13 protein-coding genes are annotated in these 14,105 nt (G+C 39.1%); 6 read left to right on the top strand and 7 right to left on the bottom strand.

Annotation, left to right across the window (positions count from 1 at the left end):
• Nucleotides 1-22: 22 nt before the first annotated feature.
• Entirely contained in the window at nt 23-739 is a 717-nt protein-coding gene (locus D0T85_RS07860) for a glycosyltransferase family 2 protein (protein WP_163211984.1), read from the bottom strand.
• A 116-nt stretch (nt 740-855) separates the two neighbouring features.
• Between D0T85_RS07860 and D0T85_RS07855 the strand changes: the two genes are divergently transcribed.
• From D0T85_RS07855 to D0T85_RS07835, 5 genes are read left to right on the top strand one after another with little or no spacing between them, the layout of a single operon-like run.
• On the top strand, nt 856-1,752 hold the full coding sequence (locus D0T85_RS07855) for a lysophospholipid acyltransferase family protein (RefSeq protein WP_370459938.1): 897 nt from the start codon (nt 856-858) through the stop codon (nt 1,750-1,752).
• 8 nt (nt 1,753-1,760) lie between these two features.
• A complete protein-coding gene (locus D0T85_RS07850; protein ID WP_163211982.1) occupies nt 1,761-3,338 on the top strand; it encodes an ATP-binding protein in 1,578 nt (525 codons plus the stop codon).
• Between the two features lie 10 nt (nt 3,339-3,348).
• A complete protein-coding gene (locus D0T85_RS07845; protein ID WP_163211980.1) occupies nt 3,349-3,855 on the top strand; it encodes a dihydrofolate reductase in 507 nt (168 codons plus the stop codon).
• Nucleotides 3,833-4,576, top strand: a complete 744-nt coding sequence (locus D0T85_RS07840; RefSeq protein ID WP_163211979.1) for a lipopolysaccharide kinase InaA family protein — start codon at nt 3,833-3,835, stop codon at nt 4,574-4,576. Before D0T85_RS07845 ends, D0T85_RS07840 begins: the two co-directional genes overlap by 23 nt.
• Nucleotides 4,577-4,613: 37 nt before the next feature.
• On the top strand, nt 4,614-6,449 hold the full coding sequence (locus D0T85_RS07835; protein WP_163211977.1) for an ABC transporter ATP-binding protein: 1,836 nt from the start codon (nt 4,614-4,616) through the stop codon (nt 6,447-6,449).
• An 8-nt stretch (nt 6,450-6,457) separates the two neighbouring features.
• Here D0T85_RS07835 and D0T85_RS07830 read toward each other — a convergent pair whose 3' ends face one another.
• Together D0T85_RS07830 and D0T85_RS07825 are read right to left on the bottom strand one after the other, a co-directional pair.
• Nucleotides 6,458-8,290, bottom strand: coding sequence for an LTA synthase family protein (locus D0T85_RS07830; protein WP_163211975.1), 1,833 nt, complete (start codon nt 8,288-8,290; stop codon nt 6,458-6,460).
• A gap of 25 nt (nt 8,291-8,315) precedes the next feature.
• Nucleotides 8,316-8,939 carry a viroplasmin family protein gene (locus D0T85_RS07825; RefSeq protein ID WP_163211973.1) on the bottom strand — a complete coding sequence of 208 codons (624 nt, stop codon included), beginning with the start codon at nt 8,937-8,939 and terminating at the stop codon, nt 8,316-8,318.
• 444 nt (nt 8,940-9,383) lie between these two features.
• Here D0T85_RS07825 and D0T85_RS07820 point away from each other — a divergent pair, with 444 nt between their 5' ends.
• Nucleotides 9,384-9,986, top strand: a complete 603-nt coding sequence (locus tag D0T85_RS07820; protein WP_163211971.1) for a nitroreductase family protein — start codon at nt 9,384-9,386, stop codon at nt 9,984-9,986.
• A gap of 93 nt (nt 9,987-10,079) precedes the next feature.
• Here D0T85_RS07820 and D0T85_RS07815 read toward each other — a convergent pair whose 3' ends face one another.
• The 4 genes from D0T85_RS07815 to dapB all read right to left on the bottom strand — a co-directional run bounded on the left by D0T85_RS07815 (nt 10,080) and on the right by dapB (nt 14,064).
• On the bottom strand, nt 10,080-10,709 hold the full coding sequence (locus D0T85_RS07815; protein ID WP_163211969.1) for a WbqC family protein: 630 nt from the start codon (nt 10,707-10,709) through the stop codon (nt 10,080-10,082).
• A 17-nt stretch (nt 10,710-10,726) separates the two neighbouring features.
• Nucleotides 10,727-11,587 (bottom strand): signal peptidase I, encoded by an 861-nt coding sequence (gene lepB, locus D0T85_RS07810; RefSeq protein ID WP_163211967.1) that lies wholly within the window; start codon nt 11,585-11,587, stop codon nt 10,727-10,729.
• Nucleotides 11,588-11,686: 99 nt separating this feature from the next.
• A complete protein-coding gene (locus D0T85_RS07805) occupies nt 11,687-13,162 on the bottom strand; it encodes a S26 family signal peptidase (protein WP_163211965.1) in 1,476 nt (491 codons plus the stop codon).
• 179 nt (nt 13,163-13,341) lie between these two features.
• Nucleotides 13,342-14,064 carry a 4-hydroxy-tetrahydrodipicolinate reductase gene (dapB, locus tag D0T85_RS07800; protein ID WP_163211963.1) on the bottom strand — a complete coding sequence of 241 codons (723 nt, stop codon included), beginning with the start codon at nt 14,062-14,064 and terminating at the stop codon, nt 13,342-13,344.
• Between the last annotated feature and the right edge of the window lie 41 nt (nt 14,065-14,105).

Genomic DNA, 14,105 nt, shown 5'->3' with positions numbered 1-14,105 from the left:
GGATGAATTAAGTTGTGAAAAATTAGATTTTGTCTAGTCCTTTGGTGTACTTTAACCAATAATATTTAATAGGATTCTTATATTTAAGTTGTTTCCATGGTCGGCTTCCGTGTGGGCGATGCCAGACAGGAAGTGAAGTAAACAAATAGTTTGTAAATCCTTTATTTAGAGATGCATGTGAGATTGTTACATCAAACCAGTTCTTTTCCGGATTTAACAAATGGAAATCGAATGCGCGAAGAAACTCTAATGTGAGCAATGAACAACAAAAGCTTATGCGTTTCTTTTCGGCGAAGATACCTGATTTCCTGCCTTTTGCATATAAATACGGGAAGTTTATGTTGTTGTTCTCATCTACTGTTACGGCAGCAGCAATTCCTGTTTCTTTTCGTTTAATCGTCTCTTCAAACAAAGTCTGTATAGTGTCTTGTTTAACAATAACATCCGATTCAATGATCAGGAGTCCGGCTTCATCAGCAATAGCTTTTTTCTGCGCTGTTTGTAGTGTTAATAGATAGTTGGGGGATGGATGTGAAGTTAAATCGGAAAGGTTTACCAATTCAAATCCCATATCTCTTGATGCTTTAGCCAGTTGGCGGGTATTTTCTTCTGTACTAAAGTCGTTATAAATGGTGTAGATAAAAGGAACCGTTAACTGCGAATTAATGATGGCTTCGGCTGTTTGTAAAGTTAACTCTATGGAATCTTTTACCGGAGTAATAATATGTAATTTCTTCATGATCGTTTTACTTTCAGTACAATAAGACTGCCAAAGGTATGTATTATTTTAAAAACCCCCAAAAGAAAGGGCAAATGGTTGTTTGTTTTGCAAATATTATATAGCTTTGCCAAGTTATGAACATGAATAAAATCCTTTATTACATATTCTCGTTTATCTGGTATCTCTTTTCGTTGTTACCTCTTTGGTTGCTTTATGGAGTATCCAGTATCCTTTATTATCCACTATTTTACCTGGTGAGATATCGCAGGAAAGTTGTTCGACAAAATCTTCTTAATTCATTCCCGGAAAAAGATATTTCCGAAATAAAAAGAATAGAAAAAGCGTTCTATTCTTTTTTCTGCGATTATGTGGTAGAAACATTAAAACTTTATTCTATCACAGGAAAAACAATGAGCAAACGAATGACATTTGGTGGACTCGACAAATTGCAGGCAGCAATGGGAACAGATAAATCGTGTGTACTTTATCTGGGACATTATTGCAATTGGGAGTGGATATCCTCTCTTCCGATCCATATGGATAACAGGATTAAATGTGGTCAGATTTATCATCCTCTACGAAATAAAGTTTCCGATAAGCTTTTCCTGAAAATCAGAAGTCGGTTTAGTGCCATCAATATACCAATGAAAACAACATTGCGGCATATACTGACTTTCCAAAAAGCAAATCAACAGTTTATTGTAGGATTTATTTCGGACCAAGGTCCCAAATGGAGTAGTATTCATCATTGGCTTACATTCCTCAATCAAGATACTCCTGTATTTACCGGAGTAGAACAAATTGCACGCAAAACCAAAGCCATCGCCTTTTATGGTGATGTAAAACGTATAAAAAGAGGACATTACCATTGTGATTTTATTCCAATGTCGATGAACGTAGACGAACTTGAACAAAACGAACTTACAGATATGTATTTCCGTTATCTTGAAAAAACAATTCAAAGAGATCCTCAATACTGGCTTTGGACACACAAACGATGGAAAAGAAAGCGGGAGGATTTAACTAAATAATTGTATCGATGAGTAACACTGATTTTAAAGCGCCATTTCGTCGTTATCCTATCGGAATACAGAGTTTTGAAAAACTCCGTAGCGAGGATTATCTTTATGTGGATAAAACCGAACAGATGTATAAACTTATACAGGTAGGCAATCCCTATTTTCTAAGTCGCCCACGCCGGTTTGGCAAAAGCTTAATGCTTTCTACCCTCGAAGCATATTTCCTTGGAAAGAAGGAACTGTTCAAAGGCTTGTTTGTTGAAACAGTGGAGAAAGATTGGAAAACATACCCAGTGTTGCATTTAAGCCTGAATGCTGAGAAGTACGAAACAATAGAAGATTTGCAACGGATATTGGAGGAACAATTATGTGCTTGGGAAAAGAAATACGAATCGCAAAGCGCCACACCTTCTTATTCCATGCGGTTTATGAATGTAATTAAAAGCGCTTGTGAAAAGACTGGCTTACGGGCAGTGATACTTATTGATGAGTACGACAAACCGTTACTGCGTTCTATGCATAATGAAGAGTTACAAACACAATTCCGTAACTTACTCACCGCATTTTATACTGTACTGAAAGACGCCGATAAATGGATTCAATTCATATTTATTACCGGAGTTACCAAGTTTGCTCAAGTAGGTATATTCAGTAACCTCAACCAATTGGTAGATATTAGTTTAGACAATCGTTTCTATGACCTTTGCGGACTGACCCGTAGGGAGATAGAAAGTACCTTTGCCCCAGAACTGGAAACCCTTGCAACAAACAATAAAATGGCTACCCCTACCGATGCCATGGCCGAACTAACCCGTATGTACGATGGGTACTACTTTAATGAAGATCAAAGAGAGGGTATTTACAATCCTTTTAGTGTGTTACATGCCATTTCTACCAGTAAGTTTCGGAGTTACTGGTTTGCCAGTGGTACGCCAACTTTCCTTGCCGAGATATTACGAAAAACAAACTTCGACCTTCGCGAACTAGAAGGTGTAGAAGTATCTGCAGCCTCTCTCGAAAATGATCGAGCCAACATAAACAATCCCATACCTATGATTTATCAAAGTGGGTATCTTACTATCAAATCGTATGAAGAACGATTTCGTACCTATACTTTGGATTATCCCAATGAAGAAGTAAGATATGGGTTTCTCAATTTCCTAACTCCATTTTATACATGTGTCTCAGCAGAAAACACACCATTTTATATTGGTAATTTTGTGGATGAATTGGAAAAAGGCAACGTCGAAGCTTTCCTTACTCGCTTGCGTGCATTCTTTGCCGACTTTCCTTACGAACTCAATGATAAAACAGAACGTCATTACCAAGTGGTATTTTACCTAGTATTCAAATTAATGGGGCAATTTGTTGAATCGGAAGTGCGCAGTGCCCGTGGGCGTGCCGATGCAGTAGTAAAAACACCAGATTATATCTATGTTTTTGAATTTAAATTGAATGGGTCGGCTAGCGAAGCTTTAGCACAAATTGACGAGAAAGGCTACCTAATTCCTTATACAGCCGATGGCCGTACACTGGTAAAAGTAGGAGTTAACTTTGATCATGAACAACGTAATTTAGGAGAGTGGGAAACGAATTAAATAGTTTAATATGAATATATCACTTATTCTGGCTGTATCAGAAAACAATGTAATTGGCCATAACAACCAGATGCTTTGGCGTTTATCTAACGACCTGAAGCGATTTAAAGCCCTCACTACCGGACATGCTATAGTGATGGGAAGAAAAACGTTTGAGTCGTTAGGCCGTCCGTTGCCGGGAAGAAAAAATATAGTTATTACCCGTAATCCGGATTACGAAGCGCCAGGCTGTGAAGTAGTAAACTCAATAGATGACGCAATTAAAGCAGCTGGAAATGACAATGAGGTATTTATTATTGGCGGTGGCGAACTATATACCCAAATGTGGGAAAAGGCAGATAAACTTTATCTGACCCAAGTACACACCACTATCGAAGGAGAAACCACCGTGCCCAATGTATCAGGGTATTGGCAAGAGATTCATCGGGAGTCTTTTATGGCTGATGAAAAGAATGAATTCAATTATACATTTATTGATTATATAAAAAACGATAGTGAAAGTATTACTGAATCCTAAATACACAATTTTAGAAAGCTTTATCAATTCCATTCCCCAGATATTTCAGGATGAAGGTAAAGAAATCTATGGTGGTCGCAATCTTATTAAAGTATTTTCCTACAATGGTTTGGAAATAAATGTAAAGAGATATGCAATCCCCAATGTGTTTAATCGGTTTATTTATTCCTTTATCAGAAAACCCAAAGGGCTAAGGGCATACACCTATCCGAAAACACTGTTGGATAAAGGTTTTGAAACCCCTGAACCTATTGCTTATATTGAAAATCGTAAAGCTGGCTTGATAGAATATTCATATTTCATCAGCATTCAATCTCCATACAAATTCCGTTTTTATCAGTTTGGAGATGCCAATGCAGAGGAATACAAAGACATAATTGTTGCATTTGCCCATTACACAGCCCGCTTACACGAAGCAGGTATATTACATAAAGACTATTCTCCGGGAAATATACTGTTCGACAAGATAGACGGCGAATACCGGTTTAGTCTAGTTGATATCAACCGGATGCGTTTTGGAAAAGTTGATTTGGAAACCGGTTGTGCAAACTTTGCTCGTTTATGGGGACAGATTCCTTTCTTTGAAATATTAGCCAGTGAATATGCAAAAGCTCGAAATGCTGATGAAGCATATTGTAGGAAGCAGATAATGTATTACCGGAAGAGATTCTGGAAAAGATACGCAAAAAGGCACCAAGTAGGTTTTAAATTAGAACTCTGAGAATTATTTATATATTCAAAACTACTAAAAACAAAAAATGAAAGATTTTTTCAAACTTATCAAACAGTTTATTCTGCCATACAAGAAACATCTTTTCGGTGCTCTATTCCTCAATATACTATCGGGGTTACTGAATGTGTTTTCTTTTTTGGCACTGATACCTATACTAAGTATCCTTTTTAAAGTAAATGATGAAGTAGTCGTTTATGAGTTTATGCCTTGGCAGTTAGATGGTTTAAAAAAAATTGCCGAAAATAACTTCAATTATTACATGTCGGGACTCATTGAAAATCATGGTGCTATTTATACATTAATAGTTATTGGGATTGCTTTTATAATACTGACTTTCTTCAAAACATCTACGTATTTCGGATCATCGGCTATTATGATTCCGTTACGGACAGGGATTGTTAAAGACATACGTGTGTCGCTTTATAATAAAATAGTACAGTTGCCACTTTCTTTCTTCTCGGAAGAACGTAAAGGAGATATTATTGCCCGTATGAGTGGTGATGTAAATGAAGTCGAAAACTCAATTGGCAGTTCTCTGGATATGCTGATAAAAAACCCCATCTTCATCTTCATCTATTTTGTTACATTGATTGTTATTAGTTGGAAACTTACCCTCTTTACCATAGTGGTTATTCCGGGGTTGGCTTGGGCTATGGGCGCTATTGGTAAGAAGCTGAAAAGGAAATCTCTGACAGCGCAAGAGAAATGGAGCGAAACAATGACGCAAGTAGAAGAAACCCTTGGTGGATTGCGAATAATCAAAGCCTTCCTGGCCGAAAAGAAGATGATGAATCGCTTTGAAAAGTGTAGCGATGACTACAGGCATGCTGTAAGTAAAGTTGCAACCCGACAAGTATTAGCACATCCGGTAAGTGAGTTTCTGGGTACAGCAATTATAATTATTGTATTGTGGTTTGGAGGATATCTTATTTTAAGCGACAGTGCAACAATCACTGCCCCATCTTTTATATTCTATCTGGTGGTGCTTTATAGCGTGCTTAACCCACTGAAAGAGTTTTCGAGAGCCAGTTATAATATTCCTAAGGGAATGGCTTCTATGGAGCGTATCAATAAAATACTCGATGCCGAAAATAAAATACTGGAACAAGATAATCCAATACCATTGAATGGTTTTAACGACAAAATACAATTCGAGAATGTAACCTTTAGTTACGACGATAAACGAGTGGTTTTACAGGATATCGACCTCACCGTTTTTAAAGGCAAAACAATTGCTTTGGTAGGGCAATCCGGATCGGGTAAATCTACATTGGTTGATTTGTTGCCCCGTTATCACGACATACAAGAGGGAAAAATACTAGTAGATGGAATAAATATTAAAAACGCGAAGATTCATGATTTGCGAAGCTTGATAGGAAACGTAAATCAGGAAGCTATACTTTTTAATGATTCGTTCTTTAATAATATAGCCTTTGGTGTTGAAAGTGCAACAATGGACGAAGTTGTTGAAGCCGCAAAAATAGCCAACGCTCATGACTTTATCATGGAAACAGAATTTGGTTATGAAACAAATGTAGGCGACAGAGGATGCAAACTCTCCGGAGGGCAACGCCAACGTATTAGTATTGCCCGGGCCATATTAAAGAATCCTCCTATCCTTATTCTGGATGAGGCTACTTCGGCTCTTGATACCGAATCCGAACGTTTGGTTCAACAGGCATTGGAACACTTAATGAAAACCCGTACTACCATTGCTATTGCCCACCGGCTTTCTACTATTAGAAATGCGGATGAGATTTGTGTGTTACACGAAGGCCGCATAGTAGAACGGGGTAAACATGAAGAACTATTAGCCAAGAATGGCTACTATAAACGCTTGCACGATATGCAGAGCCTATAGTTATCTAGTTATCTCCCATCCAAATCATCATACAACGTCTGTAATATAGCCTTTCCCCGGTCTAGTCGATTCTGATCGGGCGAAGGGCTTTCGCTTACTATCACATCTGCACCTGTATCGTATACCGAAACACCTGTACTATCCTTAAAACCAAAGCCATTAGCATAAGAGAAAAAAGCAAAGGGATAGGTGTACAACTCACTGAATACATCCCGGCTGAAACAGAATTCTTTATGCTCAATACCCAACTGACCCAATAAAGTTGCAGCCAAATCCGACTGATTCATTAAAGCATCAATCTTCATTGGTTCTTTTATAGCACCACCAAGCCATAACATAGGCGAATGGAAGATGCGTAAATCACTGGTACTTAAATCATCGGGGTAACGGGTACCATGGTCGGGTAAACAAATTACCAATAGGTTTTCCCAAGCGGGAGTCTGTTTCAGTTTCTCAATAAAGGCTCCCAAACAGTTGTCTGTGTAAGCGGCTGCATTCAGTTTCTTGTCTTCGAACTTGTTGAAAGACGGTGTGTCGTACGGATCGTGGTTACTCAATGTAAGGTAAGTAGTAAACCAGGGAGACTCTTTTCCTTTACTTATTGTGTTATATAAATATTCGAATGTGGTTTTGTCGCTTACTCCCCACCGTTGCTCTTCCTGTTGTTTCAAAGTAAAATCCTTGTCGGCAACAAGTTCCTGATAACCAGTACTACGCAGATAGCTTTGCATGTTTGTGAAGTTTATATCGCCCCCATACAGGAAATTGGTTTTGTAACCATTGGTCGATAAGCTTTTTGCAATAGACGGCAGATTTTTGCTTTTTACCGGCAGCTTCATGATCGAAGCAGTGGGCAAGCCAAGATGACCGCTAAGTGCGCACACTACTGCACGATCGGTTCTGAAACTACTGCTATAATAGTTGGTGAAGAAGATGCCTTCCTCAGTTAGTTTATTTAGATTTACTGTAATATCGGGCAAGCCGCCCAGTGGTTCAATATAAGTAGAAGTAAAGCTTTCCAGTAGTATGATAAGCACATCCGGACGTTTGCTTGTGAGCAGTAGCTGTGTGTTTACACTATTGTCGGGATACAAGCCATTGAATAATGCTGTTCTTTCGGCCTCCGGAAAAAAGTTAAACTGGTTGGCAAACTTTTCGGATTTCATGGACGAAGAAAAGAAACTGAATACCGGATTAACTGCCGAGTGATTCAGGAACTGATTGCTACTATAGTATACCCGACCGATATTAGGTGTTGATTCGGCATATCCTCCTCTAATTAAAAAGAATATCACCCCACCAACAAATACCATTAACAGGCTGTTTAAAAGTTTGCCTTTCAACGACAGGATAGGAGATAGTTTGGTGGGAGTAATCTTTATAAATACCATTGCTATGATGCCGGTCACTAATACAATCATAAGTATTCTTACAATCAAGAACATTGTTGATACACTGGCAGCTGCATTTGATGGAGAATCGAGATAAAACAATACTGTAGCATCCAGCTTGAAATCCCAGAATTCGTAAAGCGAAGCATCCACAACAAAAATAATAGCCATTACTAGCCCTACCAGAATGAAATATCCCATTAATACTTTGCGCAGGTTAATCTTGCGAATCCAGATGCTTGACAGAATCACAGCAAAAGGAATTACGATTAGCATTGCCGACATGGTACTGTCTAATGTTAGCCCGTGCCACATAACCTCCATGTAATCGGTAAAAGACAATCCGGCTGCTAATGCGCTGTTATATAATATAAAGAATGGCTTGTAGATAATGAAGAAAAATAAGAAAATAAAAAATAAGCCTACAAGGTATAAGATTCTCTTTGTCATATTTTAAGTTTTTTGAGTTCTAACATCATTTGCGTCCAAAGTCAGCCGGTATTTCTCCCCATACCTTTGTTTCCCATTTCAGGATGGTGGTAGAGTAATTGTTTGTTTGCAACCATTTTTCGGCGCGTTCAATAATCCGGAATAACTCTTCTGTTTCTTTGGTGCGGGGTAGTTTGGTTTTGCATTTCTTCTGCTTCACCCAGCTAATAGCATTAACACTATCACTGTAAATGGGCATATCAAATCCTTTCTGTTTAAGGAGTGCTAGTCCATGAACAAGTGCCAGAAATTCGCCTATGTTATTGGTGCCTTTCATGGGGCCGAAGCGAAAAATCTCTTGTCCGCTGGCTATGTGTACACCACGATACTCCATTGGTCCCGGATTGCCGCTGCAAGCAGCATCAACAGCCAGACTGTTGTCAACTACCTCCTTGGGGTAAGAATCAAGTTTAGGGGTTTTGCCAGGTGCCTTCTTTCCGATATACGCATAGGGTGACGAAGCAGATGCCTTTTCGGCTTCTTCGCGCGTTTCAAATGATTTGTATTTTGCTCCGTCGTATCCTTTAATTTGTAGCTGGCAATCGTTCCACGAATCATAAATTCCCGGATTAACTCCATCCCATACCACATAATATTTCTTCTTAGCCATTTATAATAGATTCTATCTATTGTGATTGATGAGGCAAAAGTAGGAATAATTTTTAGTTCCAACATTCTTTCAATATATTTGTTATTAATGAATGGAAGGAGTTATAGTTTTAACTGGTTCAGTTAGGGACTGATTTGAACTAAAATTAAAACACAGAGTCACAGAAACACTGAGCTTTTCCTTGTGCTGAACACAGAGTTTCTAGCGTAGAGCTTTCTTGCATACAAATACGCTTCGAGACCTACAGCCTCGCATTCCATGCGATATCCTTCATCGTAGGCCGTTGGCCTACGCTAGAGGCTATTAGGTCGTTGGCCTATTTTGAGTATTGTACGACAAAAGCGAAGCCTCCGTGTTCAGCACAAGGAAAAGCTCAGTGTTTCTGTGACTCTGTGTTTTAATTCAATTCCAAATTTATGAAGTAGAGAACAAAAATATATAATTATGAATAGAACATTTGTTGAAGCTATAAAGCATCGCAGAAGCCATTATGCGTTAAAGAGCGAGTCGCCAATATCCAATAAGGAGATTGAAGAGTTGTTGAAAGTTGTTGTGAAATATGTTCCTTCGGCGTTTAATTCGCAAACAACCCGTACTGTACTATTGTTGGGCGATAATCATATAAAGCTTTGGGATATAGTAAAAGAAACATTGAAAAAGAGAATCTCTGCTGAGGCTTTTATTCAAACAGAAAACAAAATCAATACTTGTTTTCAGAGTGGTTACGGTACAGTATTATTCTTCGAAGACGAATCTATTGTAAAGGGGCTACAAAAGGCATTTCCATCGTATGCCGATAACTTTCCGGGCTGGTCGTTACAAACTTCTGCTATGCACCAGTTTGCTACATGGACTGTTTTGGAAGATGTTGGCTTTGGAGCTTCCTTGCAACATTACAATCCTTTGATTGATGACGAAGTGCGTAAAACATGGAATTTACCCGCTGATTGGAAGTTGATTGCACAAATGCCTTTCGGCGTTTCCATTAGCGAACCGGGCGAAAAGGAATTTAAGGATTTGAATGAGAGGGTTATTAGTTTTGAGTAATGAGTTTTGAGTAATGAGTAATGAGTATTGAGTGGTGAGTTTTAGCCATGCGGCATCGCTACTCAAAACTCATTACTCAAAACTCATTACTCATTACTCATTACTCAAAACTAATAACCCTTCCGGGCCCATATTAAAAAGAAGATCAATAATGCTGAGGTTGGGTAGGAATCCATGTCGGGCTTCGAACACCTGATAATAAGGGGTTGTAACTGATGTGGAGTTCTTTTTAGGGTGGATGGTTTCGCGGAAATCATACTCGTTGGCAGCGAAGTCTGTTTTATACTCCTTTGTTCTTTCCATATCAACATCTATATCAATCAATTTACAGATTAACTGGCAAAGCTCCTCATTAAAGTCGGCTAGGAAAGTATATGACTGCTCATAAAAAGGGCGGAAGTCATCTTTATAATACTCATAAAAAGGCGTGTTGTTATAAGCCGATTCAATTGCATTCCAATGAAGATGTCGCCAGTTACCATGATCCGATATGCGGATGTCTTTCATTGGGCATTTCAATGTATCAGGCCGAACAATAGGAACAGTTAATGCCTGAATCCCACCAGGCCCGGCTATATTACAACGGTTCCGATAGGTTTGCTTTATATAATGATCGTGCTGCTCAATAAATATTTTGTTGGCATGCAACAGCTTGCTGTAATACTCTATCGGGGCCAGATAGGCCGAACTTAAATAGGCCACTGCACGAAACTCATTACTCATTACTCAATACTCATTACTTATAACTTAAAAAATATTCTTTCCCATCTGAATCCCTCAAATAAGCCAGTACAAGGCTCTTTCGAGAACCAGATGAATGCAGCCTTGCCAATAAGGTTTTCTGCCGGAACAAAGCCAAATAACCGGGAGTCGGCCATGTTGATGGTATTGTTAGACATCATCCAGTAGTAGTTTTTTGTAAAAGTGAAGCTATTGGCTGGTTGCCCTTCAATGAAGAGGCTATCGTTTATTATTTCGGCTTGCTTACCCTCATGCAAAAGAATGGTATTACGGTAAAGAGTGAGGTTCCAGTTTTCGAAAGTTACGGTTTTGCCTGTGCCGGGAACAATAAGTTGTTTTACCATACTGGTGTCTTGAAACTGCACACACTTCACCCAATTATCCTCGCCTAAGGCCTGCTCAATAAGATAATACTCGTAACGGCTGAAGCTTCTCATAAATGCATCAGCATCGCCACCCATCAGATAATTATTCGTGATGGAAAGTACATTGAGCAAAGAATCCATTTGTCGTTCGCGATATCTGGAATACGAATAAAGGTTTTTTCTGTCGGGCCCGCTTCGTGCCCAGCCCGAAATGGCATTGAAAAGAGTGTCAAGCAGCAACGTGTCTCCCGGAACACCTACACACCGGCTGATGAATGCTTCCTTTTTATCGGATATCGGATTGTTGAAAACAACCAAATCGCCAGGCTTAGGAGATTTATTCCTATAGCTCAACTTATTCGCAATTATCCTATCGCCTTCGTACAAGGCATTCTCCATTCCCATAGAAGGAATGGTATAAGGAGTAAATACGAATCCGCGAAGCAATAAAACAAAGATTATTGCAGTTGCAAAAACAATTATCCAAGTCTTCATAAAACCAAAGGTTTTATGAATTAAGAATTAAGAATTAGGAATTAAGAATTTACCTGCGGCATCGCCAATTCTTAATTCCTAATTCTTAATTCTTAATTCTTAATGTACCATTTTAAACAAACGATTCCAACGAATCTTGCCATCAAACCATCCGCGGTCTTTATCTAGCGATAGCCAAACAACAATAGGTTTACCCACTACATGATCTTCGGGAACAAATCCCCAATAGCGAGAGTCGGCAGATTTATGGCGGTTATCTCCAAGCATCCAGTAGTAATCCATCTTGAAGGTATATGTATCTGTTTTTTCGCCGTTGATATAAATTCCGTCGGCCTTTTGCTCTACAGTATTGCCTTCGTATGCATGAATGCATCTTTCATAAATAGGAAGATTATCTTCTGTCAACGTTATTGTAGAGCCTTTTGCTGGTATCCATATTGGGCCATAGTTATCAACAGTCCAATCCATGTACAAGTTTTGAGGGTACATGTTACCGCGGGTACCTTCATCGGGTTCCTTAACTATTTTATGTATTAATGCTGTATTGGCCGAGAATGTTTCCAGCATTTTCTTTGTTAATGGCAAATAATAAACCGGGTTCGACTTGTTTTGAGCATTCTTTCCGGTTAGGCCAAGTTGCATAAGATATGCGTTCCACTCGCCATTTGTTACCATTATCTGGTCTTCATTGCTAATGCCCAGATCTCTGAATACCTTTTCCGGAATATATGCACCGGTAGTTTGCACAAAGTAGTTGAATTGAAGCCCTTCTGGGTTTTCGATAGCCGAACCGTTTACATACACCTGTCCGTCGATTATCTGTAAGTTATCTCCGGGAAGACCCACACAACGTTTTACGTAATTCTCGCGGCGATCTACCGGGCGGTAAATCACTTCTCCATAATTGCGTGGAATCTGCTGACGTCCAAGTGCATAATACTGATCGTAGATCATCCGCTGTTGCCAGCGTGTCATGCTATCCATGTTTACCGATTTACCATACAGTTTTTTGCCTTCGCGGTAAGCCATCAAATAAATGTCTTCCTGTTGGCGGCTAAGTACAACAGTGTCTCCGGCAGGGAAGTTAAATACCACAATGTCGTTTAACTTCACTTTACCAAAACCTTTCACACGTTTGTACGACCATTGAGGCCAATCCAAATAAGATTTGGTATTTACTATCGGTAATGTGTGCTGGGTTAATGGCATAGATAGGGGAGTGTTAGGTACCCGTGGTCCATAACTAACCTTGCTCACATAGAGAAAATCGCCTACAAGCAACGATTTTTCAAGTGATGAAGAAGGAATCTGGTAATTCTGAAACAGGTAGATATTCACAAAGTACACTGCAATCAATGAGAAAACAATAGCATCTACCCAACTCATTACATTGCGAACCGTTTGGTTCTTCGATTTCTTCCAGAAAGTCCAGGGGATGATTTTAGATATATATATGTCGAAGATTATCGGAACAAATAACAATCCCCACCAACTTCTTACCCAAAGCAGGAACAAAAGATAGATTGCCAGTACTATAAAAAATGTAATCCACTGGCGACGGTTTGCTTTTCTCATTATTATTAGTAGTTAGTAGCTAGTAGTTAGTAGCTGGTAGTTAGCTAGTAGCCAGTAGCTGGTGATTAAATTAGTAGTTAGTAGTTAGTAGCTAGTAGTTAGTAGCTAGTAGCTGGTAGTTAGTAGGTTAGTAGTAAAACATCCGCATGGCCTACTAGCTACTAACTACTAGCTACTAATTAACAGAACGGAAACAAATCACTCATTCCCAGATATCCTTCCTTGCCCGCAGTAAATTCGGCAGCAAGTACAGCGCCCATAACAAACCCATCCCGATTCTTTGCATCGTGCGTTATTGTTATGCTATCGGCAGCCGATTCGTAGCATATAGAATGTAATCCAACAACCTCTCCCTCACGAATTGACTCGATAGGAAGTTCTGTTTCGGTTTCCGATTCGGTATTTACCCAATTCTTTTTCCTGTCCAGATTTTCCAGAATACCTTCGGCAAGTGTGATTGCTGTACCACTGGGAGCATCCATTTTATGAATATGATGAGTTTCGCTCATGGTAACATCGTATTGGGGGAACTGGTTCATAACCTTAGCCAGAAACTTATTTACGCCCGAGAAAATAGCTACTCCCAAACTGAAGTTAGATGCCCAGAACAATGTTTTCCCTTCTTCCCGGCACATCCGCTTTATTTCTTCGCCATGTTCTTCCATCCAGCCAGTGCTTCCGGAAACCAATTTAACCCCTGCATTAAATGTTTTAATGTAATTATTATAAGCTACTTTTGGGTTGGTAAACTCAATAGCAACATCGGCCGAACGAAATGCATCCGAGTCAAAATCCTCCTGATTGTCGATGTCAATAATACAAACGATTTCGTGTCCGCGACGTAAAGCAAGCTTTTCAATCTCCTTGCCCATCTTGCCATATCCAATTAATGCTAATTTCATAAAAAGTTTTAAGTTATGAGTTTTAAGTTATAAAAACTCTA

The organism is Bacteroides sp. 519, from assembly GCF_010500955.1.
Taxonomy (GTDB): domain Bacteria; phylum Bacteroidota; class Bacteroidia; order Bacteroidales; family Bacteroidaceae; genus Bacteroides.
Note: the sequence above shows the minus strand (reverse complement) of the source record. Positions and strands in the feature narration are given on the sequence as shown.